The 22,671-nt window shown below is 42.6% G+C and carries 22 protein-coding genes; 12 read left to right on the top strand and 10 right to left on the bottom strand.

What is annotated here, in order from left to right; translation table 11 throughout:
* The first annotated feature begins 68 nt into the window (after positions 1-68).
* Together PY092_RS00640 and PY092_RS00635 are read left to right on the top strand one after the other, a co-directional pair.
* Complete coding sequence (locus PY092_RS00640; RefSeq protein ID WP_275613927.1) at positions 69-836, top strand: hypothetical protein; 768 nt, start codon at positions 69-71, stop codon at positions 834-836.
* Positions 837-1,242: 406 nt separating this feature from the next.
* Positions 1,243-2,316 carry a PA0069 family radical SAM protein gene (locus tag PY092_RS00635; protein WP_275613926.1) on the top strand — a complete coding sequence of 358 codons (1,074 nt, stop codon included), beginning with the start codon at positions 1,243-1,245 and terminating at the stop codon, positions 2,314-2,316.
* Between the two features lie 272 nt (positions 2,317-2,588).
* Here the strand turns inward: PY092_RS00635 and PY092_RS00630 are convergent, their stop codons facing one another.
* From PY092_RS00630 to PY092_RS00615, 4 genes are all read right to left on the bottom strand, one after another.
* The gene (locus PY092_RS00630) at positions 2,589-4,013 is read right to left on the bottom strand and encodes a Gfo/Idh/MocA family protein (RefSeq protein ID WP_275613925.1); all 1,425 of its coding nucleotides are present in this window, start codon (positions 4,011-4,013) and stop codon (positions 2,589-2,591) included.
* A 65-nt stretch (positions 4,014-4,078) separates the two neighbouring features.
* Complete coding sequence (locus tag PY092_RS00625) at positions 4,079-4,738, bottom strand: HD domain-containing protein (RefSeq protein ID WP_275613924.1); 660 nt, start codon at positions 4,736-4,738, stop codon at positions 4,079-4,081.
* Positions 4,738-5,472, bottom strand: a complete 735-nt coding sequence (locus tag PY092_RS00620; RefSeq protein WP_275613923.1) for a lysophospholipid acyltransferase family protein — start codon at positions 5,470-5,472, stop codon at positions 4,738-4,740. Before PY092_RS00620 ends, PY092_RS00625 begins: the two co-directional genes overlap by 1 nt.
* 81 nt (positions 5,473-5,553) lie before the next feature.
* Entirely contained in the window at positions 5,554-5,964 is a 411-nt protein-coding gene (locus PY092_RS00615; RefSeq protein WP_275613922.1) for a BrxA/BrxB family bacilliredoxin, read from the bottom strand.
* 122 nt (positions 5,965-6,086) lie between these two features.
* Between PY092_RS00615 and PY092_RS00610 the strand changes: the two genes are divergently transcribed.
* The 4 genes from PY092_RS00610 (at position 6,087) to PY092_RS00595 (ending at position 9,586) form a co-directional block, all read left to right on the top strand.
* Positions 6,087-6,824, top strand: a complete 738-nt coding sequence (locus tag PY092_RS00610; RefSeq protein ID WP_275613921.1) for a TerB family tellurite resistance protein — start codon at positions 6,087-6,089, stop codon at positions 6,822-6,824.
* Between the two features lie 11 nt (positions 6,825-6,835).
* The gene (locus PY092_RS00605; protein WP_275613920.1) at positions 6,836-7,420 is read left to right on the top strand and encodes a HupE/UreJ family protein; all 585 of its coding nucleotides are present in this window, start codon (positions 6,836-6,838) and stop codon (positions 7,418-7,420) included.
* A gap of 85 nt (positions 7,421-7,505) precedes the next feature.
* Entirely contained in the window at positions 7,506-7,943 is a 438-nt protein-coding gene (locus PY092_RS00600) for a deoxycytidylate deaminase (protein ID WP_275613919.1), read from the top strand.
* A gap of 14 nt (positions 7,944-7,957) precedes the next feature.
* A complete protein-coding gene (locus PY092_RS00595; RefSeq protein ID WP_275613918.1) occupies positions 7,958-9,586 on the top strand; it encodes a S41 family peptidase in 1,629 nt (542 codons plus the stop codon).
* Between the two features lies 1 nt (position 9,587).
* Here the strand turns inward: PY092_RS00595 and PY092_RS00590 are convergent, their stop codons facing one another.
* Together PY092_RS00590 and PY092_RS00585 are read right to left on the bottom strand one after the other, a co-directional pair.
* Positions 9,588-9,788: a hypothetical protein gene (locus PY092_RS00590; protein WP_275613917.1), complete on the bottom strand. Its 201-nt coding sequence runs from the start codon at positions 9,786-9,788 to the stop codon at positions 9,588-9,590.
* A 10-nt stretch (positions 9,789-9,798) separates the two neighbouring features.
* Entirely contained in the window at positions 9,799-10,383 is a 585-nt protein-coding gene (locus PY092_RS00585; RefSeq protein WP_275613916.1) for a MarC family protein, read from the bottom strand.
* Positions 10,384-10,504: 121 nt separating this feature from the next.
* Here PY092_RS00585 and PY092_RS00580 point away from each other — a divergent pair, with 121 nt between their 5' ends.
* A complete protein-coding gene (locus tag PY092_RS00580; protein WP_275613915.1) occupies positions 10,505-11,077 on the top strand; it encodes a DUF3109 family protein in 573 nt (190 codons plus the stop codon).
* Here the strand turns inward: PY092_RS00580 and PY092_RS00575 are convergent.
* The 4 genes from PY092_RS00575 to PY092_RS00560 form a co-directional block, all read right to left on the bottom strand.
* Positions 11,067-12,971: a tetratricopeptide repeat-containing sensor histidine kinase gene (locus tag PY092_RS00575; RefSeq protein ID WP_275613914.1), complete on the bottom strand. Its 1,905-nt coding sequence runs from the start codon at positions 12,969-12,971 to the stop codon at positions 11,067-11,069. The genes PY092_RS00580 and PY092_RS00575 overlap by 11 nt on opposite strands.
* A gap of 78 nt (positions 12,972-13,049) precedes the next feature.
* A complete protein-coding gene (locus PY092_RS00570) occupies positions 13,050-13,784 on the bottom strand; it encodes a LytR/AlgR family response regulator transcription factor (protein ID WP_275613913.1) in 735 nt (244 codons plus the stop codon).
* A 1,098-nt stretch (positions 13,785-14,882) separates the two neighbouring features.
* Complete coding sequence (locus PY092_RS00565) at positions 14,883-15,536, bottom strand: gluconate 2-dehydrogenase subunit 3 family protein (protein ID WP_275613912.1); 654 nt, start codon at positions 15,534-15,536, stop codon at positions 14,883-14,885.
* Positions 15,536-17,254: a GMC oxidoreductase gene (locus PY092_RS00560; protein ID WP_275613911.1), complete on the bottom strand. Its 1,719-nt coding sequence runs from the start codon at positions 17,252-17,254 to the stop codon at positions 15,536-15,538. The genes PY092_RS00565 and PY092_RS00560 overlap by 1 nt, the downstream gene beginning before the upstream one ends.
* Before the next feature lie 136 nt (positions 17,255-17,390).
* Between PY092_RS00560 and PY092_RS00555 the strand changes: the two genes are divergently transcribed.
* From PY092_RS00555 to PY092_RS00535, 5 genes are all read left to right on the top strand, one after another.
* Positions 17,391-18,389, top strand: a complete 999-nt coding sequence (locus PY092_RS00555) for a sugar phosphate isomerase/epimerase family protein (RefSeq protein WP_275613910.1) — start codon at positions 17,391-17,393, stop codon at positions 18,387-18,389.
* A 26-nt stretch (positions 18,390-18,415) separates the two neighbouring features.
* On the top strand, positions 18,416-18,859 hold the full coding sequence (locus PY092_RS00550) for a DinB family protein (protein WP_275613909.1): 444 nt from the start codon (positions 18,416-18,418) through the stop codon (positions 18,857-18,859).
* Positions 18,860-18,881: 22 nt separating this feature from the next.
* Entirely contained in the window at positions 18,882-20,111 is a 1,230-nt protein-coding gene (locus PY092_RS00545; RefSeq protein ID WP_275613908.1) for a nucleoside permease, read from the top strand.
* 116 nt (positions 20,112-20,227) lie between these two features.
* The gene (locus tag PY092_RS00540; RefSeq protein WP_275613907.1) at positions 20,228-21,466 is read left to right on the top strand and encodes an MFS transporter; all 1,239 of its coding nucleotides are present in this window, start codon (positions 20,228-20,230) and stop codon (positions 21,464-21,466) included.
* Positions 21,467-21,490: 24 nt separating this feature from the next.
* The gene (locus PY092_RS00535) at positions 21,491-22,627 is read left to right on the top strand and encodes a Gfo/Idh/MocA family protein (protein ID WP_275613906.1); all 1,137 of its coding nucleotides are present in this window, start codon (positions 21,491-21,493) and stop codon (positions 22,625-22,627) included.
* Positions 22,628-22,671: the final 44 nt, after the last annotated feature.

The following is a 22,671-nucleotide window of genomic DNA, read 5'->3' as shown; positions in this document are numbered from 1 at the left end:
TGGGCCCCGAAACTGTCATGGCACTTTTATACATTAGGATTTTGATGATAACATAAAACCATAATAATATGAAAACAATTAGAATAACGGTTATGGCCGTAATGTGCATGGGAGCAATGTTGGTATCCTGTTCTGGAGAGGATGGAACGGATGGTGTTGACGGAATTCCGGGGCTTGATGGGGTAGATGGTGTCAACGGGGCCGATGGCGCTGATGGCGTTAGCTGTTGGGATTTGAACGGGAATGGAATTGGCGACGAGAAAGAAGACGTCAACGAGGATGGCAACTATGATAGTTTGGACTGCCAAGGAGTGGATGGACAAGATGGAGCTGACGGACAAGATGGTGTAGATGGGCAAGATGGAGTTGATGGACAAGATGGGGCAGACGGGCAGGATGGTAACGCCAATGTTTTTTATTATGTATTGAATCTCCAAGGGTTTTCAGGCAACACCATAAATTTTGATATCCTTGATGTAGTTTCCAATCCACAGGACTATGCATTTCTTTTTTATATAAAGGATGATCAGTTTTCCTTATATAATTTTGTTCCCGGTAATTACCGAGGCAACCTTCAATTTACAACACTTCAATTTAAGGCTGGCCAAAATAATGCAGATGTGACAATTGGATTTTTTAATAAAGCGGATGACAGCTCATATTTTGTCCCAGAGGGTGAATTAGAATCTTTGATGATTGTAGCTATTGAGAAAGGAACCCAGGTATTAAATCTAAATTTAAAGAGCCCCCAAGAAAATGTGTTAAGCGAACTCAAAGCTGCTGGGGTGGACGTCAATGATTACCATGCTGTGGCAGCCTATTTTGGTTTGGAATAGTAAAGGATATTTCCCCTTGGGGCACCTGACCAAAGATGGAAAAAGCCGGGCGTAAGCTCGGCTTTTTTATTTCAGTGTTGCGCTTCGACCACGCTCAGCAACCATATTAATAATGGTTGAAGTAAAAGATTTGAGGAAATCCGTGAAACTCGTGTTAACCCTACAACGTTGAAATGATGCTTCACTACATTCAGAATAACAGGTTGGCGTTGTCATTTCGAGTGGGCTTGCGACGAGAAATCTCTTAGATGCTTCAGACGTCTTGCACTTCCGTTGTTCGGTTCGAAATGACCAGGGATTTCTACGCTGATTTGTGCTATTCGCATCAGTCCTTTTGCAGCTAATCATCTATACAACCATATTTAGTTAAAGGAAATAATCCATATATTTGGAATAAATCCAATATATGTCATCCAGAAAATTTTTAAAGGGAAGAGGAGCGCAGAAAAACACCAGCAATCGATTTTTGCAGCACCAGTTTGAAATGCGTGATGATTTTTTGGAATTCTGTAGATTGGAAGGAGAAGAAGCGGAAAGCAACAAAACACAGTACATCCCCATTTTTCCTAAGACCATCGTCAACAAAGTGGACAGTCCAGATGTGGGAATGGGCTATTCCATGAATCCCTACCAAGGGTGCGAGCATGGATGCATTTATTGCTATGCAAGAAACACCCACGAATATTGGGGCTATAGCGCAGGCTTGGATTTTGAACGACGGATATTGGTCAAAAAATCAGCTCCAGAACTTTTGGAGGCGAAAATCAGGCAAAAAAAATGGAAGGCACGGACCATTGTATTATCGGGAAACACGGATTGTTACCAGCCCGCAGAACAAAAGTTTGAGATAACCCGAAAATGCCTCGAAGTATTTTTAAAATACCGACATCCAGTGGGCATCATTACAAAAAATGCATTGGTGTTGCGTGATTTGGACATTTTGAAGGAACTGAACAAGCATCAATTGGTCGGTGTCAACATATCGGTCACTTCTTTGTCAGAAAAAACAAGACGAACGCTGGAACCCAGAACGGCATCCATCAAAAAAAGACTGAAAACAATCCAGGTATTATCCGAAAACAGTATTCCTGTAAATGCAATGTTGGCCCCCATGATACCAGGAATAAACTCCCACGAATTGTTGCCGTTGGCCAAGACCGTGGCCGACCATGGAGCTCTCTCTTTTGGGCTGACCGTGGTACGACTCAATGGGGCCATAGGACAAATCTTTTCGGACTGGATTAAAAAAACCATGCCTGAAAGGGCGGAAAAAGTACTGCACCAGATTCAGGATTGCCACGGGGGAACAGTAAATGATAGTAGGTTTGGCACAAGGACGAGGGGAGAAGGAAAAATAGCCGAACAAATACACGAAATGGCTCAAATTGCCAGGAAACGATACTTTAGTGATAAAAGTTTTCCAAGCCTGAACATGGAACTTCATGGGCAATACAAGGATGGGCAGATGAAATTGTTCTAGCCTCAATTGGACAATGATTTGGTAGTTCAGGTATTACGTATTGGGTTGTTTCTTTGTTGATTCTGGATAATTTTTGATATGATTTTCAACTTTTCCAGCATTTGTCATTCTGAGGGAGCACAATGATAGAAGAATCCCTTGGCTTGGAAATGTATTTGGGGGAATTGGTGTCTAACCCTACAACGTTGAAAAGATTCTTCGCTTCGCTCAGAATGACAAAAAAGAAAATGGCCCAAAACGGGCCATTTTCAGCATTGATATTTGTGTTTTGTTTATTTCAATTCCCAGCCTTCGCGGTAATCACGGGTTACCCATTCGTTGGCTTTCTCGTAATTGGTAATTTTCATATTATCGCCATCCCAGAACAGTTTTCTTCTTCCAGGCGAGTTGTAAGGGTTCCAATCCCGTGGAGTTTTGCCTTCCTGCAATTCTTTGTATTGGTATGCTTTGACAGCCAAATTCCCCATAAGTACGGTTTCTGTCAGTCTTCCCGCTTTTTCAAAGTTGGAGGAGGTAGGCGTACCGTTTTGGCAACCATCCACAAAATTGGCAAAGTGCCCATCGATTCCACCGGGCACTCTATCATATTTGGGAGCAGGGGATTTGTATAGATCCATCATTTCGGAAGGTAGCAATCTTGCATTTCTGGAATACGTATCGCATACCAAAATACCTTTATCGCCATAAATCACACTTCCTCCACCGGAATCGCCAATAGTTTCATCATCTTTCAATTCGTCTGGAAGATCAGGCTTGATCCCACCATCGTACCAGTTTAAAGCGATATCACCATGCTCTTCATGCTCAAACTTCAAATGGATTTTGGAAGATGGGGGGCAGGAGTGACTGTAATCGGCCTCAACAAAATCATCTACCCAGACCGTGGTACAACTAGCTTCGGCTTCTTTGGGATATCCTAGATCAAGCACACTGAAAGGTGTTTCCATGATGTGGCATCCCATATCTCCCAATGCTCCAGTTCCGAAGTCCCAGAAACCTCTCCATTTAAATGGCAGATAGGCATCGTTATAGTCCCTCATTTTTGCAGGGCCCAACCAAAGGTCCCAATCCAACCCTCTAGGAATTCTGTCTTTTTTCGTGGGTAGGGGAACACCTTGTGGCCATACAGGTCGGTTGGTCCAACAATCTATGGTATGAACCTTTCCAATAATGCCGGATTCTACCCATTCGCGGGCTATTCGACTACCATCGCTGGAAGCTCCCTGATTTCCCATTTGGGTCACGATTCCCTGTTCTTTTGCCACTTGGGTCATCAAACGGGCCTCATAAATATTGTGGGTCAATGGTTTTTCCACGTAAGCGTGTTTTTTCTCTCGCATAAAGGGTAGGGAGATGGTAGCGTGTGTATGATCTGGACTCGCTACGGCAATGGCATCGATATCGTTTAAATGTGCATCAAAAACCTTTCTAAAATCCTTAAACCGTTTTACATCGGGGAATTGCTCGTAGGTTTGTTGGGCGCGACGGTCATCTACGTCGCAGAATGCCACAAATTTTACCTTCCCTGTATCGTTTAAGCCATTTATTACGGCATTTCCTCTTCCACCAACACCAAAACCTGCCACATACAAGGTATCACTTGGAGGGACATGGGTTTTGCCCATCACATGGCTCGGGACAATGGAAAATGCAGCCGAAGCAGCTGCGGTATTTTTGATGAACTTTCTTCTTTGCATCTTGTTTAGTTTGATTTTTATGTGAGTTCCCAAGATACAAAAAAGGGGCAGAGAAATCCTAGGGATTATTCAGCTCCGTTCCACTCTTTATAGAATTGATCGAGGTAGTCCAGCATAAACTGATGGCGTTCTTCCGCCAATTTTTTACCGGTTTTGGTGTTCATTTTATCCTTGAGCAACAATAGTTTTTCGTAAAAATGATTGATGGTGGGAGCTGTGGATTTTTTGTATTCCTCTTTGGTCATGTTGAGGTTGGGCGGAACATCCGGATTGTGTAGTTCCCTGTTTTTAAAACCTCCGTAGTTGAAAGCTCTTGCAATACCAATGGCTCCAATCGCATCCAAACGGTCGGCATCCTGTACAATTTGAAGTTCCTTGGATGTGAATTTTGTTCCTTCCGTTTCCAAACTATTTTTAAAGGACATGTGCTTGATGATGCTTACCACATGTTCGATGATCTTTTCATCCACGGATTGGGAGACAAGAAAGTTTCTTGCTGTTTTTGGTCCCACGCTTTCATCCCCATCATAAAATTTAGGGTCAGCAATATCATGAAGCAGCGCAGCCAATTGTACTACCAGTGTATTCCCCTCCTCGTGATTCAGAAGTAAGTTGGAGGTGTTGAAAACACGTTCAATATGGAACCAATCATGTCCACCTTCCGCATTTTGGAGTTTTTCCTTTACAAAATCGATCGTATTTTGTACCAATTGGTATTCTTTCATTACTTAGTATTGACCCCAGCAACAATTTGGTTTTCTATTTGGGCAATGAGTTCATCAGCGTTTCCCTTGTTTTCCATGGGTGGATGTACCTCAAATGTAACATGGGACCCCAACCCCATCGGAAATTTACCATAACGTAACAACTTCCATGAATTGTTAATACTGATGGGTACGATCAAAGCGGAAGGTGCATTTTTAAGCATCACTTTAAGGCCCGTGGTCCTAAACGGTTTGGGTACTCCGTCCCTGCTTCGGGTACCTTCCGGAAAAATAACGGCACTACGGTTGTTTGCATCAATGTATTTGGCCAACTTTTGAAGCTCGGCGATGGATTGTTTCGGGTCTTTTCTGTCAATCAGAGCGGAACCGCCATGCCTTAGGTTGAAAGACACACTCGGTATGCCCTTTCCCAACTCGATTTTGCTCACAAACTTGGGGTGGAACTTGCGCATATACCAAATTATTGGAGGTATATCGTACATGCTTTGGTGGTTGGTAACGATGATGAGCGGTCTGTTGATCGGAATATTTTGTTTGTTCGTGAAACTGTACCGTGTTCCGAGTACATTGGTACATCGCATAATGAACCAGTTTAGGATGGAAACACTTTTTTTGTGTGCATTGTACCCGAACACTTTAAGGCAAATCCATTGTATAGGGTGGAAAATGACCAGGACCAAACCAAAGAGCAAAAAGAAAATTACGGTCAGTGGATACGATATGATTTTTTGCACGCTTACATGTTTAAGTGTTACCGTAAAAATAAAAAAACCACCCTTTAGGGGTGGCGTATTAGATATTTTAATTTGCTTGATTTAGCAAAACTCGTTGTAGGCTTCCATCAAGTTCTCAGCAATAAGTTCTGCAGGTCTACCTTCAATATGGTGTCTTTCGATCATGTGGACCAACTCCCCGTCTTTGAACAAGGCCATGCTTGGAGAAGAAGGAGGGAAGGGAACCATGTGGTTTCTTGCAGTTTCCACAGCTTCCATGTCCACACCTGCAAAAACGGTTACCAAGTTATTTGGGGTTTTGCTGTTTTGTAGGCTCAATTTGGCAGCTGGCCTAGCATTTGCCGCTGCACAGCCACAGACAGAGTTTACCACTACCAAGGTGGTTCCGTCCTTTTTTAGAGCATTTTCAACAGCTTCGCTTGTATGTAGTTCTTCAAACCCGGCACCGGCCAAGTCTTCGCGCATAGGTTTTACCAATTCTTCTGGATACATAGACTTCTTTTTGATTATGGTACAAAGATAGGGTATTGTTGGGGTTTTTTCATTACCCTTAACATTGCTTAAAGCTTTGTTTACCTATCAAACCCCTATATTTGCCCTTTAATTTTTGAAGTATGATCAAGTGGATAGCCGCTTTTCTCGGTTATTTTTTATTTAGATTTCCCGGAGCGGTTTTAGGGTTTATCGTGGGGACCTTTTTAGATAATTTTGGAGGTTCCGGTAATCGATCAAGATCGGTATTCGAAAACGTGACCCGGCAATCGGTGTCCCCGGCCGATTTTGAGTTGAACTTGCTATCCCTTTGCTCCATTATTATCAAAGCGGATGGGCATGTGAACCAAAGGGAGCTGGATTATGTGCGACAATATTTTTTGAGCACTTATGGTAAGGAAAAGGCAAATGCTATTTTTAGGACGTTCAATGATGTTATAAAAAAGCGGGAGATATCCACGCAGCGCATCTGTAATTTTATGGTACAACGTACCCGTTATGAGGTGCGTTTGCAAATGCTTCACTTTTTGTTCGGTATTGCGCAATCGGATGGGCAGGTAAGCAAGGCGGAAATTCAAAAACTACGGGAGATTGCGGGGTATTTTCGAGTGAATCAACACGATTTCGAAAGTATCATGGCGATGTTCATCAAATCCACGGACAACTCGTACAAGATTTTGGAAATCGAGAAGACCGCTACTGACGAAGAGGTAAAAAAGGCCTACAGGAAAATGGCCAAAAAATACCACCCCGATCGAGTGGTCACTGAAAATGAAGCTATCAGAAATGGGGCCGAGGAAAAATTCAAAGAGGTACAGAAAGCATACGAGACCATTCAAAAAGAAAGAGGTTTATCTTAAATCAATAAATTATGCAAGAGTTTTTATTCTACATCAAACTGGGACTTGATCACGTATTGGACTTTGGGGCCTACGACCATATTTTGTTTCTATCGGCCTTGGCGGTTCCGTTTACTTTCAAGCATTGGAAGCGTGTGCTGCTTTTGGCCACTATTTTTACCATTGCGCACTGTACTTCCCTGGCCTTATCGGTTTACGAGGTTGCCACGGTGGATGTTGGATTGATTGAGTTTTTGATTCCTGTGACCATTTTGCTCACGGCCCTGTTTAATTTTGCCTATGTGTACAAGGAGGCATTGGATGTTGGTATTTTTCTCCATGTTTTGGCCACTGCATTCTTTGGATTGATTCACGGATTCGGCTTTTCCAATTATTTTAAGATGTTGATGGCCGAAGAGGAGGATAAAATCACGCCTTTATTGGGTTTTGCAACAGGAATAGAGTTATCTCAGGTGACCGTCATCTTAGTGGTTTTGAGCATTGCTTATGTGGTTTTGAACTTATTGAAGGTAAAACGTCCCATTTTTATTGCGGCCGCCTCAATTTTGATCATCGCCATTACAATACCCTTGCTCATTGCTACGTTCCCAATGTAGGCCCTTCCGTTAAAATTTATCGAATAAGGTTGTAAGGGTCTCTCAAAGCAGGTATATTTATTTAATTATCAGTGTTTTTGCATTTATGAAGGCGAGCAAACAGGAAAAATACGATAAAGCTTACTTGCGGATGGCCCAAGAATGGGGCAAACTTTCGTATTGTAAAAGAAGGCAGGTGGGGGCTATCATCGTCAAGGATAGAATGATCATATCCGATGGCTACAACGGAACGCCAACTGGATTTGAGAACTTTTGTGAGGATGATGAGGGATACACCAAGTGGTATGTGCTCCACGCAGAAGCGAATGCTATCTTAAAAGTTGCTTCTTCCACCCAATCCTGTGAGGGTGCTACCTTGTATATTACCCTATCGCCATGTAGGGAGTGCAGCAAGCTTGTTCACCAAGCTGGCATAAAACGTGTGGTATACCAGAGTGCGTACAAAGACGACTCTGGAATAAAGTTTCTGGAACGGGCAGGAGTTGAAATCGTCCATATGCCCGTGTTGGAAGAAATGGTTTAAAACCATATTGCTATATGAAAAAGATCAAAGGATATATTTGGCCTGCCCTACTTGCTTTCGCGGTGGCCATCGGCATATTTATAGGAGGGAAACTTCATTTTAACGATTCCCCCGAGAAACTCTTTTCCACCAATTCCAAAAAGGACAAACTCAATCGGCTTATTGACTATATCGACTATGAATATGTGGACGATGTGGACACAGATAGCATCGTGGATGTTACCGTGAACAATATTTTGGGAAAACTGGATCCGCACTCAGTATATATTCCAAAGGATGAAATGAAGGATGTTGCTGAAAGCATGAAAGGCGACTTCGCTGGTATCGGGGTAAGTTTTTACATGTACAACGATACGATCACGGTTATAAGAACTATCAAAAATGGGCCCAGTTACATCAGTGGCATTAAGCCTGGAGACAGGATTCTTATGGCCGACAATGACACACTTTTTGGCAGAAGAATCGCCAACGATGACGTGGTATCCACCCTTAAGGGTAAAATAGGCACCAAGGTCAAATTGAAGGTTTTCAGAAAGACCGAGAACAAAATGATGGATGTCCCCGTGGTCCGCGACCGCGTTCCGATCCGGAGTGTGGATGCCTATTATATGCTTACCAAGGATATGGGCTACATCAAGATCAACCGTTTTGCCGAATCCACTTTTGAGGAGTTCAAGGATGCCCTTCGAAAATTAAAACTGAGGGGAGCGGAAAAATTGACATTGGACCTTAGGGACAATCCCGGGGGCTATTTGGGCATTGCCGAAAAATTGGCAGATGAGTTTTTGTCAGATGACAAACTGATTCTCTTTACCAAGAACAAAAAAGGACGGATCAAAAAAGCCTATGCTACCAAAAAAGGGGATTTTGAAGACAAACCTGTCTACGTTTTAATCAATGAACGATCCGCCTCGGCCAGTGAAATCATTGCTGGGGCATTGCAGGACAACGATATAGGGACCATTGTAGGTCGCCGTTCCTTCGGAAAAGGATTGGTGCAACGCGAAATGGATCTAGGCGATGGTTCCGCGGTCAGGTTGACCGTATCGAGATACTACACTCCAACTGGACGATCCATCCAAAAATCGTACAAAGATGGCAACCATGATTATTATAAAAGGTTCATGGAGCGCTATGCCAGTGGAGAACTTACCTCTGCTGACAGTATTAAGGTGGCCGACTCGTTAAAGTTTGTTACCCCAAAGGGCAAAGTGGTTTATGGGGGAGGTGGTATTATCCCCGATGTTTTTGTTCCTATAGGAAGTAACCAAGAAGAGGCGATTGAAAGTATGGACGATACGTATCAGTTCTTCGCCCGTTTTGTTTTTGAGCACTTGGAGGAGGACAGGACATTGTATGATGGTTACACCCAAAACGAATTTTTGGACGAATTCCACGTGGATGACATTCTTTTCGACAAGTTCATTGAATTTGTGCTCAACCGCAAGGTAAAGTTGGATTTCTACGCTTACGAGGATAAGATAAAAGCCTATCTAAAGGCCAATATAGCTGAACAATTGTATTCGCCAAACCTATCTGCACAGATCAAGGGGGATTATGATGCCATGCTGAAAAGGGTAAAAGCCTTGGATCAAGCTGAGATAGACCAATCCCAGTTGGGAGCGGTTGAAATAAAACCTTGATCTATTTCTTCAGCTTTTTATCAATCTTTTTGGAGGTCATGAAAATCAGCATAAGGACAATGGCACACAAAGAAGCAACTATCCCGATCAACGCAATGGTGCTATCGCCCTGTAGTGGGTTTTCGAAGTCGACCAGGGTCACGTTGTAGGCAATGAGCGCCAACGCCAAAATAATCAAAACTATAGCAAAGGTCTTGTTCATGGTTGTATGGTTAAGCACCGTGCTGTAGCAGTTCATTCACATTGGTCGCAAAAAGCTTGACAGCGATGGCCATCAGAATCACACCAAATACTTTTCGTATGATGTTGAGTCCGTTTTTACCCAAAATCCGTTCAATTCGGGCACTTGACTTAAGCACGATGTACACAAAGATAACGTTTATAATAATGGCCACGATAATGTTCTCCACATGATATTCCGCCCTAAGCGATAAGATGGATGTTAAGGTACCTGCTCCCGCGATCAACGGAAATGCAATGGGCACGATGGAGGCGGTTTCGGGTTCATCGTCTTTGTAAAGCGATATCCCCAAGATCATTTCAATGGCCAAGAAGAATATGATAAAAGCACCTGCAACGGCGAACGAGTTCACATCGATGCCAATCAGCGAAAGGATACTTTCCCCGACAAATAGGAATGCGATCATGATTGAAATGGCCACAATGGAGGCCTTTTCGGATTGTACGTGCCCCACTTTGTTGCGAAGCGATAGAATAATCGGGATACTGCCCAAGATGTCTATTACGGCAAACAATACCATTCCAGCGGTGGCTATTTCTTTAAAGTTAAAATTCATACCCTTATTTTTTCGGACGGCAAATTTACGGCTAAAAATGACTTTTGGACTACATAAAATGTTTAGAAATCATCAAATTTTTTGTTTTGAACTACCTTTGCCCAAAAACTAAGGGTCGACTATGTTTCAGATAGGAAAAACCATTGTGTCCGAGGAAATATTGCAGAACGATTTTGTATGCAACCTAAATGCGTGCAAAGGAGCGTGTTGTGTGGGAGGGGAGTATGGGGCCCCATTGGAGGATTCCGAGACCGACAAGCTGCTAAATATCTATCAAGACGTAAAACCTTTTTTACGTGCCGAGGGAATTGCGGCGATAGAGGAACAGGGTACTTTTGTGAAAGGCGAGGACGGCGAATGGGAAACCCCTTTGGTAAACAACAACGAGTGTGCCTATGTGATATTTTCCGATGATGGCATAGCCAAGTGTGGATTGGAAGCAGCCTACGAAGCGGGTGCCACCAAATGGAAAAAACCCATTTCTTGCTACCTCTACCCCATACGGACACGGGAATATACCGAGTTCACTGCGGTAAACTATCACAAATGGGAGATATGTGATCCAGCCTGTGCGTTGGGAGAAGAGCTAAAGGTGCCGATCTATAAGTTTGTGAAGGATGCCCTCATCAAAAAATTTGGGGAAGATTGGTATAGGGAATTGGAAGAAGTGGCAGCGGAAAACACTAAACCGTAGGAATATCCAAGATGACTTTGGTACCGTTTGGATCTCCATTTTCATCGAACAGGTCCAAAATATCCACATCGAATTTGTTCTGGTAATCCTTGGCAAAATTCGCCAGTCGCTCCTTGGTAATGCGAATACCCAAGGATTTTTTCTTTAGTACCCGGTTCTCTTTGTTCACCTCGGCCATTGTTCTACCGACACCATTGTCCACGATTTCAATGGTGACGTGCCCTCTGTCTTTGTGTTTAACGTTTATCTGAATCTTCTTTTCGCCGTCCTTTGGGGATAGACCATGCCACAAGGAATTTTCCAAAAAGGGTTGCAGAGTTAGGGATGGAATTTTGATGTTGTCTATGTTGATGTCTTCTTCGACCTCGATCTTAAAATCTATTTCGTTGGAAAACCGTATGTTTTCAATATTCATATAAAGTTCCATGGTCCCAAGTTCTTCAGATAAGGGAATTTCCTTCTGGGACGAAGCCTCCAAAATCTTCCTTACCAATTTGGAAAATTTATTGAGGTAATGAACGGCATTTTTTTGCTCGTTGTTGATAATATAAAGCTTGATGGAGTTCAGGGAATTGAACAGGAAATGTGGGTTCATTTGGCTGCGCAACATCTGTTGCTCCAATGTGAGTACCCTTTTTTCATTTTTGCTCTGGTACTGTCGGTAAAGAATATAAAGAATGGAAGATATCAAGCCTACGATCAATGCACTTACCAATAATGTGGTTTGATTCTTTTTTAGCCTTAAACGTACGATTTCATTTTCTTTGGCAAGTACGGCAATCTGGTTGTTTTTTTTGTCGTTTTCATATTTGACAATAATATCGTTCATGTACCGCAAGTTGGTGGCACTGGAGATTTCCTTGTCATACTCATCCGCCTTTTTGTAATACTCATAGGCTTGTTTGAAATCACCTTTGGCGTTTTCCAGGCCTGACATTTTCTCGTAGGCATACAAAATATTGCTGGGCATGTTTCTGTTTTGGGCCATTTGCAGCCCTTCCTGTATAAAGCTTTTTGCTTCGTCGTAATTGCCCAATTTGGTATGTGCCCAACCCGTATTGATATATATCACTGAGGACATGGAAAGATCTCCTATTTTTTTCGATTCAGCGTGGAGAGGCTCTAAGAGCACTAGGGCAAGGTAAGGCATATCTTGTTTAAGATAAATCTGTGCAAGACTGTTTTTGCAGATCAATCTCCCAATGTCCGAGTCGATTTCCTCGTTGTAGGCCAAGGATTTTCGATAGTTCTCGAGAGCAGCTTCCAAATCCCCTTTCTCTTCGAGACAATGCCCAATATTTTGGTGGTTGATGGCCAATCCTAGTTTGTTGCCAAGCTCCTCTTCCAGTTTAAGGGCTCTGCGGAACTGCAATATGGCCAGATCATATTGTTCTAGGGTTTGATAAAGGTTTCCAATACCGTTTAAGGCAACATTGATGCTCCTTTTAATGTGATGTGATGGATTCTCTATCTGTTCTGAAAGTTCCAGTGCTCTTTGATGATAGTCTATTGCGGTCTTTATGGCATCCGTGCGCCGGTAGACCACGCCTAACATATTAAGACTAAGAATCCTAAACCCGGTATTGTTGGCTTCCTCGGAAATTGCAAGAGCATTTTCGTGCAGCGCTACAGCTTTTTCATATTGCGAAATGTTCCTATATTTCATTCCCAATTGGTTCAGGGCAAAAGCCTGCCCCTCCAAATAATCATGTTCCCTGCTCAGATTCACGAAGTATCGCAACAGTGTGGTGTCTCCTTTTTCCGAATATAGTTCATTGTCAAGAGCCCCATAGGTGCGGGGTTGAAGTTGGACAATGGTTTCCGCCTTTTCCTGAAACTCTTTGGGGATTTCCTGTGCGGTCAATGTACCAAAGAACGAAAACAAAAACAGCATAAGCAGAGTAGTTCTTTGTACTCGATGCAGGTTTTCGATGTGATGGAACTTTACGATAGGCACGGGAACATAACGGTATTAAAGCATATCCAAAAAATCGGATTTTTTTTGCCGGGAAACTGGGATTTTATGATTGGATTCCAAAACCACGTAACCATCGGTTTTAAGAAACTCCTTTATTTTGTTGAGATTGATGATATAGGAATTGTGGATTCTAAAGAAACTGTTTTCGGGTAAAAGGGTGTTTACTTCCTTCAGTTTTTTGGTAAGAAGTATTTTTTGCCCATCGGTCAGGAATATGGTGCTGTAGTTGCCATCGGACTCAGCGTACAAAATATCGTCGCTGTTCAGGAAGACCAGTTTGCCATCGGTATTGATGGTTATTTTTTTGCTCTGGGATTCTGCATTGAAGTTGAGAAGGATTTTTTCCAGACGATTGACCGTCAAATTTTTGGCATTGAATTTTTTTATTTTGACAATGGTTTCTTCAAGGTCATCGGAATCAATGGGTTTTAAAAGATAGTCAATGGCCTCATTCTTCAAGGCTTGCAGTGCGTATTGATTGTAAGCAGTGGTGATCACAACGGGGAAATCCTTGTTCTTGAGGTTTTTTATAAACTGAAACCCATCCATTGCAGGCATCTCAATATCCAAGAACAAGCAATCTGGAGTGTTCTGCTCCAGATAATTCAAGGCCTCTCGTGCATCTGTGAAAGATGCAATGATATCCACCTCATCGCTCAAGTTGGTAAGTTCCCAGCTCAAACTCTGAAGGGCCTTGATTTCGTCGTCAACTATTACTGCTTCTAGCATAGAATAATATAGGTTATATCAAATTTAGAATTATTCTTCACATAGTACTAAAATTATGTGTTAATGGATGCGTAGTGCGTATAACTGGTAAAAAAAGGGAAATCAAGGGGAAAACCGCTTCTTTTTTTAAGGTTAAAGTAAAATAAATTAAGAAAACACCTACAAATTTTAAAAACCGAAAATCCAATTATACATAAAAAGGAACAGTTTATACATAGAGGCCATATTTCAGGATTTATGTTAATTATATTCGGCTTGTCAAAAATTTGACGGTTATAAAAACCTTAGGGAATGAGAAAATGTGCAGTATTGTTTCTGATTTTAATTGTGGCTTTGGTTTTTGCAGCAGTGTCAGAAAAGAATAATGCCGAACTAAGTTCGGACTGGAATAAGGTGGTTGCAACGAAATAAGTGGCAACAACCAAGTGTTCATGGAAATTTTGTATTACCAAATAATTGTACGGCCACAGCAACCAATCTTTTGATTGTATAAACCGCTTGCACAATTCATCTTCGGTTAGGCCCATAATCTGGATTTGATTTTAGGTTTCGGGGGAACTACCTATAACAAAGAAGGATTATATAAAGGCCCAATTGAAGAGGCCGTACTCTTTGGTAATATTTTGGTCAATTGGCCAGTTCATCATAAAAGCGAGGCCAGGTAAAGGATTTACCTGGCCTTTTTATTTAATGTATCCCATACCCACTACTTCACAATTTATCATCCATATCTAGATGTCAACATTTTATGTTAAAAACTTTATGGCTGTTTTATAAAGTGGCTCTTTAAAATATGGCTTGGTTTTTAAATCTTTGCCAACGCAGATTTCAAAGTTTACTGTTGCTGTTGAATTGGATTCGGTATTGCTTGAATCCATTTTGAAAAAAGCAGGGAATTACTGCACGACTGCAAAGATTTGTTTCCATTGATGCAGTTCTTTTGTACTGAATATCAGTACGTGTGATAGTGTTTATTGATTTAATACCTCGGACAAGTTCACCCCACAAAAGAACATTCCGGGGTATTTTTCTTAAAATAAAGGATATAAAAAAACCTCCATTCAATGGAGGTTTTTGAATTTTATAGCGCTGTATGGCTTACAAGGACCATGCTTTTCCACCGGTCAATGTTTCCAAGTCGCCACAAGGAATGTACTCGCCTGGAATCGGTGCGTAGGCCAATACTTCCTCACCGATATATTCCGATGATTTATAGGCCCATGTGCCCAAATCCCTTAAATCGTTGGCAAAGGAGAAACGTGCAATATCATCGTCCAAACTACCTTGGCCTTCTTTCATGATGGCTTCCATATAGTTCATAATGGCTTCTGAATGTGCTTCTTCCTCTTCGTCCGAACGCTTTCTGAGATAGGTTTGCAAGGCAGGCTCTATGTCCGCTGCTTCAATATCCATTAAGGATTCCTTGCCAGAATCGGCAAGAACCTTATCGTAGAACTTGTTCATTTTCATGACCACGAAATCCCTTTGCTCCAAAGGCATGACTTCATCCAAATAGGCATCGATAAAAGTATGGACATTCATTTCCGTAGCGGATGGTGTATCCGTTTTTGGAAGGATGACGTCCAAGGTCTGTGCCAAGGCATATCCTTGTTCTTTACTTAGGAAACTTGGAGTCCATTCGGCATAAGCTGGTTTGTCCTTACAGCTCTGCAATAAAGACAATAACGTTGGCGTGGCCACGGCATAACCGAAAGCCAACCCCATATTTTTAAGTGCTGATCTTCTTTCCATTATATATTTCCTTTTTTAAGTTCTTGAGCGGCGTGGTTGGCTGCTCTTGCAGTAAAGGCCATGTACGTCAACGATGGGTTGACACAGCTTGCAGAGGTCATAAAGGCACCATCGGTAACATATACGTTCTTACATCCGTGTACTTGGTTATTGCCATTGACCACGGAAGTTTTAGGGTCAAATCCCATACGGGCGGTACCCATTTCATGGATTCCAAGCCCAAGTGCGTATGGTGCATCAAAAGCAGTGACATCTTTGGCTCCTGCTTTTTCAAGCATTTGAACAGCTTGCTCTTGCATATCTTTACGCATATTGTACTCGTTCTCTCCGATTTCGGCGTCAAAAGTCACTGTAGGTAGGCCCCACTTGTCTTTTTTGTCGTAATCCAAGGTCATTTTGTTCTCGTGGTATGGAAGTGTTTCTCCAAAAGCGTTGATGCTCATGTTCCATCCCCCTGGGGTCATCATGGCATCCTTGTAAGCTTTTCCATAAGCAGCCTCGGCAACCATTTCTTCGTAATTGCCCCTGTTGGCACCACCTTGGTAACCGTACCCACGAACAAAATCCTTCATATTGGAGTCTCCACCAAGGTTTCTAAATCTTGGGATGTACACTCCGTTTGGTTTCCTACCCTTGTAGTATTTGTCCTCATATCCTTCAAACTTGCCGGATGCACCAACCAAGAAGTGGTGGTCCATCACATTGTGGCCCAGTTCTCCGGAATCGTTTCCTAATCCATCAGGGAATCTATCGGATTTGGACTGCATCAAAATGGAAGTGGATGCAATGGCTGAGGCACAAAGGAAAATCACTTTGGCCTTAAATTCGAATTCTTCATTGGTTTCCCTATCGATAACCTTGACACCTGTAGCTTTTTTGGTGTTTGGGTCGTATATTATCTCATGCACAATGGAATCAGGTCGAAGTGTCATGTTTCCAGTAGCTTCGGCAGCTGGCAATGTAGAGGAAACACTACTGAAGTATGCTCCGAAAGGACATCCTCTAATACAACGGTTCCTAAATTGGCAACGTACACGTCCGTCACCTTCAAATTTCTTGTCACTGTTGATGTGTGCTACCCTACCGGCAGTAATTACACGCCCACCAAAATGTTCGGCGACCTTTCCTCTTACGTGGTCTTCCACGCAGTTCAACTCCATCATGGGTTCAAATTGCCCATCGGGTAATTGTGGTAAGCCCAAATTTTCACCGGATACCCCGATGTAGCTTTCCACTTTATCGTACCAAGGTGCAATGTCTTTATAGCGTACTGGCCAGTCCACTGCGATACCTTCATTTTTGTTGGCGGTAAAATCAATATCGCTCCATCGGTAGCTATGTCTACCCCACATAATGGAACGTCCACCAACATGATATCCCCTCATCCAATCAAAACGCTTGGTTTCGTTGTAAGGGTGTTCCAAATCATTCACGAACCAATGCTTGGAAGCCGCTCCAGTGGTATAACCTGTTCTGGATTGTTTTTCTTGTTTCTTAATGTCTTCTCGGGTTGCTCTTCCCCCATGCGGAAAATCCCAAGGGTCCTTATTGGCTGTAGGATAGTCTTCACGGTGTTTTACCATGGGCCCACGTTCCAAGACCAAGGTCTTGAGACCGTTTTCACACAATTCCTTGGCAGCCCAACCACCGCTGATACCCGTACCCACCACGATGGCATCATAGGATTCCTGCTCCTGATTGTAATAAAATTTACTCATTTATTCGGATTGTTTATTTGCTAAATGTATTAATTATTAAATTAATTTTCTACATTTAATCCCTATGTTTATTGAGAATTCAGCACTATAACGTTGTAGTTTTTGGATTCCGCACGAAATTAACCAACATAAAAATATGAGCAGAAGTAGTTTAGCACAGAAAAGTATCGCCACACTTATTTTAGTGGCTTTTTTGGGGATTTATTCCTGTAAACAGAACACAAAGAAGGATTCGGCCGAAGAAAATATCACAGAAGAGGTGGCTGTTGAAGCGACCAAACCGGACATTAAACTTTCTTTGGCGCAATGGTCCATCCATAAAATGATTTTTGAAGAAGGCGTAGACCCGTATACGTTTGCAGAAAAAGCAAGCGAATGGGGTTTCGAAGGTCTTGAGTACGTGAGCGCACTATATTACAAGGAATTGCAGGCAGCGGATTTTTCCGAAGAAGCGATGAACAACTGGGTGGAAAAAAGTAAGGCCGAAAGCGAAAAATATGGACTTACGAACCTGTTGATCATGGTGGATGGCCAAGGGGATATTGCCGTTTCTGATGAAGCGGAAAGGACAAAAGCAGTTGAAAACCATTACAAGTGGGTTGATGCAGCCGCAGCATTGGGCTGTCACTCTATCCGTGTTAACCTCAACGGAAGCATGGAGCCAGAAGTATGGATACCTGCATCTGTAGCAGGACTTACCCAATTGGCCACATACGCCAAGGATAAAAACATCAACATCATTGTGGAAAACCACGGTGGGCCTTCTTCCAATGCACAACTGTTGGCTGAGGTTATGGAGAAAGTGGGAATGGATAATTGTGGTACTTTGCCCGATTTTGGTAATTTCTGTATCAAAAGAGAAGAGGGGGATTATTATTCATCCAAATGTTTGGAAGAATATGACAGATATAAAGGTGTTGAGGAATTGATGCCCTACGCTAAGGGAGTAAGTGCCAAATCCTATGGTTTTGATGAAGAGGGCTACGAGACCCGAGTGGATTATCCAAGAATTATGGACATTGTGCTGGATTCCGGATACGAGGGTTTTGTAGGTGTGGAATATGAAGGCTCCGAACTTAGTGAAGAAGAAGGAATCTTGGCAACCAAGGAACTTTTGGAAAAAGTATTGGAGTAGTCCAAAAATAAAATATGAATGGGTAGATGAAGGGATTTTTACAACAGCTCTTCGATTACAATTTCCATTGTAACAAAAAAATAATTGAACAATGCAGTGGTCTGGACCATGTTCCGGACAACTGCATTAGACTTTTTAGTCATATACTCAATGCCCATCATATTTGGAACCAAAGGATTCAGGAGAGGCCAGCAGAATTTGGTGTCTGGGACCTGCACGATACAGGCTTATGGGAGGATATTCATTACGAAAATCAACGGACTTCCTTTGAAGTTATATCCAACACGGATACTTTTGATCGCCGCGTGGAGTATACCAACAGTACGGGAAAGAACTTTTCAAATAAATTGGAGGATATTCTTTTCCATATCATAAATCATTCCACGCACCATAGAGGGCAAATTATGATGGAGTTGAGAAATGTTGGGATTGTGCCCGAACCTTTGGATTATGTGCATTACAAACGATAATTACTAATTTTTAAATACCAACATGAATACTAAAACCAAATTCCAACTATCCTTTATGATGTTCCTCGAGTTTTTTATCTGGGGAGGTTGGTTTGTTACCCTTGGAACGTTTCTGGGGAGCAATCTTGAAGCAACGGCAGGGCAATCGTCAATGGCTTTTTCCACACAATCGTGGGGAGCGATTATAGCCCCATTTATCATAGGATTGATCGCCGATAGATATTTTAATGCCGAACGAATTTTAGGTGTGCTACATTTAATTGGCGCATTTTTGATGTACCAAATGTATCAATCAGAGGATTTCGTCGCCTTCTACCCCTACGTATTGGGTTACATGATTTTGTATATGCCGACATTGGCTTTGGTAAATTCCATTTCGTTCAATCAAATGAAGGACCCGGCAAAAGAGTTTTCCAACATTCGCGTGTTCGGGACCATTGGATGGATTATTGCCGGACTTGTGATCAGCTATCTCTTTGTTTGGGATTCGCCGGAGGCTTTGGAAGCGGGAATGCTCAAGAACACATTCTTGATGGCCGGGATAGCCTCCGCAATTTTGGGGCTGTTCAGCTTTACCTTGCCAAAAACACCACCAAAAGTGGATAAAAGTGAAAAAGTGACCATTTCAGATATGTTGGGGCTGGATGCATTGAAGCTTTTAAAGGATAAAAACTTTTTGGTGTTCTTTATCTCGTCGGTATTGATCTGTATTCCGTTGGCTTTTTATTATCAAAATGCCAACCCGTTTTTGGCAGAAATAGGATTGGCGAATCCAACGGGAAAAATGGCAATAGGGCAAGTTTCCGAAGCACTTTTTATATTGGCACTGCCTTTCTTTTTTACCAGATTCGGGTTTAAGAAGACGATATTGGTGGGTATGTTGGCCTGGACGGTTCGTTACCTTTTGTTTGCTTATGGTAATGCCGATGAATTATCGTTTATGTTGATCATTGGAATAGCATTGCACGGCATCTGTTATGATTTCTTTTTCGTTTCCGGGCAGATTTATACCGATACCAAAGCAGGGGAGAAGTACAAAAGTGCAGCTCAAGGTTTGATTACCTTGGCGACCTATGGAGTGGGGATGTTGATCGGTTTCTGGATTGCAGGACAAATTACCGATTCCCTGACCATGGAAGACGGTGCCCATGCTTGGGAAAGCATCTGGATTTATCCGGCAGTATTTGCAGCAGTGGTATTTATCCTGTTTGCGCTGATATTCAAAAATGAGAAAATAGAGTATAAATCATGATTCATTGAATACCGATACGCACATGATCGGTCGTTGAATGGTTCAACTTTGGAATTAAAATTCAGAAAGAGTGACATAAAAATTATAGATACAACCAAAAATTAACCGAAACAAACATGAAAAACGTAAACAAGAATCAGCTATTTGTAGCAGCCTGTATTTCGTTGGTGGTTACATCCATGACCTTTGCCATCAGAGCGGGTATATTGACCCAGTTGGGCGAGGAATTTATGCTCTCCAACCAACAATTGGGTTGGATAAACAGTATGGGCTTTTTTGGATTCCCGATCGCCATGATCTTTGGGGGCTTGCTCTACAATAAAATTGGAGCACGTAAACTCATGGTAACGGCATTTGTGTGTCACGTTATCGGGTTGGTCATGACCATTATGGCAGGCGGATTTTGGACCTTGATCATATCCACGTTCTTTATTGGCTTTGCCAATGGTTCGGTTGAAGCAGCCTGTAATCCTATGATCGCCGATATGTTCACCAAGAACCGTACAGCTATGCTGAACAGGTTCCACGTGTGGTTCCCTGGCGGTATTGTGATTGGTTCGCTTATCTCCAAGTTCATGACGGATTTTGGAATGGGATGGCAATTGCAGATCGCGATAATGTTGATACCAACACTTATTTACGGATATATGTTCTTTAAGCAACAGTTTCCCGAAAGCGAGCATATCGAAACCGACACCACCAAGAACATCAAAGGCCTTGCCGATCCCTTGTTCATTTTTATCATGGTGTGTATGACCTTGACTGCGATATCCGAATTTGGACCACAGCAATGGGTAGAGCGTATTTTGGGTAATTCGGGAGCAAGCCCAATGTTGGTGTTGGCCATGGTAACCGGTATTATGGCCATAGGCCGATATTTTGCAGGGCCCATTGTGCATAGGCTAAACCCAATTGGGGTACTGGTCATGTCTGCCTTGATCACCACCGCAGCAGTTTACAGTATGAGTGTTGCCGAAGGATCGATGATTTATTTGGCTGCCATTCTTTTTGCCTTGGGAGTTTGTTATTTTTGGCCTACCATGATCGGGTTTACCTCGGAGTATCTTCCGAAGACGGGTGCACTGGGAATGTCCTTGGTCGGTGGTGCAGGAATGTTCTCCACCGCTATTTGGCAACCTGTGATCGGTGGATGGTTGGACTCTGCCAAGGAAACAGCTGTTGCATCCGGATTAGCGGATGAAGTAGCGGAACTGGCTGCAGGAAAAGCAACTTTGGGAAAAATGATGTTCTTCCCGTTGGCGGTACTGATTCTGTTCTCCATTCTGTTCCTATTACGGAAAAAGCTGGAAGAGCGAAGAGTGCCCCAAGGTCACACCGCAGAAGAAGTAGTATAATTAGAGAAAATAAAACAAAAGAAAATGCCTAAAAAAATTAGACTTGGAATACTTGGAGGAGGTGGCGATTCCCTTATCGGGGTTTTGCACAGGGTAGCATCCTTCATTAATGATAATTATGAAATTGTTGGGGCCGTATTTACTCCGGAATATGAAGACAGTGTTGCTTTCGCAGAGGAAATTGACATTCCGACCAACCGTATCTATAAGGATTTTGATACTCTGGTCGAGGAGGAAATGAAGCTTCCAGAGGACGAGCGTATTCAGGTGTGTTCCATCCTTACACCAAACTTTTTACACTTTCCAATGGCCAAAAAGTTGTTGGACAATGGTTTTCATGTCATCTGTGAAAAGCCAATGACCACAACCTACGAAGAAGCCAAAATTCTTCAGGAATCTCTTAAAAAGGCGGGAACCGTCTTTGCCGTTACCCATACCTATACGGGGTACCCCATGGTGCGTCAAATGCGTGAGATGATCAAAGAGGGGGCCATCGGAAAAGTACACAAAGTAGATGCCCAATATTATCAAGGTTGGATGAATCCCATTATTCACGATAAGGAAAAGAGAGGAACCGTGTGGAGACTAGACCCTAAAAAAGCGGGTATCAGTTCCTGTATGGGAGATATTGGGGTGCACGCCTTTAATATGGTCGAGTATACAACAGGCTTGCAAGTACAGTCTTTGTTGTGCGATTTCAATTATATGTACGACGACAATGTGATGGATATGGACGGTACTGCCCTTATCCGTATGGACAAGAACGTAAAAGGTGTTATCAGGGCCAGTCAAGTGGCCACAGGGGAAGAGAACAATCTTACCATTGCCATTTACGGTCAAAAAGGAGGGTTAAAATGGGAACAAGAGAACCCCAATTACCTCTACAGGTTGAATGACCCGGAACCATTACAGGTGTATAAACCAGGTCACGAATATAATTCAGATTTGTCTTTGGATGGGACCAAGTTACCTCCAGGACACCCAGAAGGTATTTTTGACTCCATGGCCAATATTTATTTGGGTGTGGCTCGAGCCATTCGAGGCGAGGAATACAACAGTGGGGAGTTCCCAACCATGATGGATGGGGTACGTGGTCTTAACTTTATAGAGAACACCGTAGCTTCACACAAACAAGGGAACGTTTGGGTTGATATGGACTAATCCAAAGCCCTAAAAAGTAGAAATAATGGCCGCCCATGGGCGGC

Origin of the sequence: Flagellimonas yonaguniensis (assembly GCF_029193885.1) — a bacterium.
In the GTDB taxonomy this organism is placed as follows: domain Bacteria; phylum Bacteroidota; class Bacteroidia; order Flavobacteriales; family Flavobacteriaceae; genus Flagellimonas; species Flagellimonas yonaguniensis.
Note: the sequence above shows the minus strand (reverse complement) of the source record. Positions and strands in the feature narration are given on the sequence as shown.

What these genes read in the sequence shown, in the direction of transcription:
- PY092_RS00640 (WP_275613927.1), top strand. Translation starts at nt 69, where the DNA reads ATGAAAACAATTAGAATAACGGTTATGGCCGTAATGTGCATGGGAGCA.
- PY092_RS00635 (WP_275613926.1), top strand. Translation starts at nt 1,243, where the DNA reads ATGTCATCCAGAAAATTTTTAAAGGGAAGAGGAGCGCAGAAAAACACC.
- PY092_RS00630 (WP_275613925.1), bottom strand. Translation starts at nt 4,013, where the DNA reads ATGCAAAGAAGAAAGTTCATCAAAAATACCGCAGCTGCTTCGGCTGCA.
- PY092_RS00625 (WP_275613924.1), bottom strand. Translation starts at nt 4,738, where the DNA reads ATGAAAGAATACCAATTGGTACAAAATACGATCGATTTTGTAAAGGAA.
- PY092_RS00615 (WP_275613922.1), bottom strand. Translation starts at nt 5,964, where the DNA reads ATGTATCCAGAAGAATTGGTAAAACCTATGCGCGAAGACTTGGCCGGT.
- PY092_RS00610 (WP_275613921.1), top strand. Translation starts at nt 6,087, where the DNA reads ATGATCAAGTGGATAGCCGCTTTTCTCGGTTATTTTTTATTTAGATTT.
- PY092_RS00605 (WP_275613920.1), top strand. Translation starts at nt 6,836, where the DNA reads ATGCAAGAGTTTTTATTCTACATCAAACTGGGACTTGATCACGTATTG.
- PY092_RS00600 (WP_275613919.1), top strand. Translation starts at nt 7,506, where the DNA reads ATGAAGGCGAGCAAACAGGAAAAATACGATAAAGCTTACTTGCGGATG.
- PY092_RS00595 (WP_275613918.1), top strand. Translation starts at nt 7,958, where the DNA reads ATGAAAAAGATCAAAGGATATATTTGGCCTGCCCTACTTGCTTTCGCG.
- PY092_RS00590 (WP_275613917.1), bottom strand. Translation starts at nt 9,788, where the DNA reads ATGAACAAGACCTTTGCTATAGTTTTGATTATTTTGGCGTTGGCGCTC.
- PY092_RS00585 (WP_275613916.1), bottom strand. Translation starts at nt 10,383, where the DNA reads ATGAATTTTAACTTTAAAGAAATAGCCACCGCTGGAATGGTATTGTTT.
- PY092_RS00580 (WP_275613915.1), top strand. Translation starts at nt 10,505, where the DNA reads ATGTTTCAGATAGGAAAAACCATTGTGTCCGAGGAAATATTGCAGAAC.
- PY092_RS00575 (WP_275613914.1), bottom strand. Translation starts at nt 12,971, where the DNA reads ATGCTGTTTTTGTTTTCGTTCTTTGGTACATTGACCGCACAGGAAATC.
- PY092_RS00570 (WP_275613913.1), bottom strand. Translation starts at nt 13,784, where the DNA reads ATGCTAGAAGCAGTAATAGTTGACGACGAAATCAAGGCCCTTCAGAGT.
- PY092_RS00565 (WP_275613912.1), bottom strand. Translation starts at nt 15,536, where the DNA reads ATGGAAAGAAGATCAGCACTTAAAAATATGGGGTTGGCTTTCGGTTAT.
- PY092_RS00560 (WP_275613911.1), bottom strand. Translation starts at nt 17,254, where the DNA reads ATGAGTAAATTTTATTACAATCAGGAGCAGGAATCCTATGATGCCATC.
- PY092_RS00555 (WP_275613910.1), top strand. Translation starts at nt 17,391, where the DNA reads ATGAGCAGAAGTAGTTTAGCACAGAAAAGTATCGCCACACTTATTTTA.
- PY092_RS00550 (WP_275613909.1), top strand. Translation starts at nt 18,416, where the DNA reads ATGAAGGGATTTTTACAACAGCTCTTCGATTACAATTTCCATTGTAAC.
- PY092_RS00545 (WP_275613908.1), top strand. Translation starts at nt 18,882, where the DNA reads ATGAATACTAAAACCAAATTCCAACTATCCTTTATGATGTTCCTCGAG.
- PY092_RS00540 (WP_275613907.1), top strand. Translation starts at nt 20,228, where the DNA reads ATGAAAAACGTAAACAAGAATCAGCTATTTGTAGCAGCCTGTATTTCG.
- PY092_RS00535 (WP_275613906.1), top strand. Translation starts at nt 21,491, where the DNA reads ATGCCTAAAAAAATTAGACTTGGAATACTTGGAGGAGGTGGCGATTCC.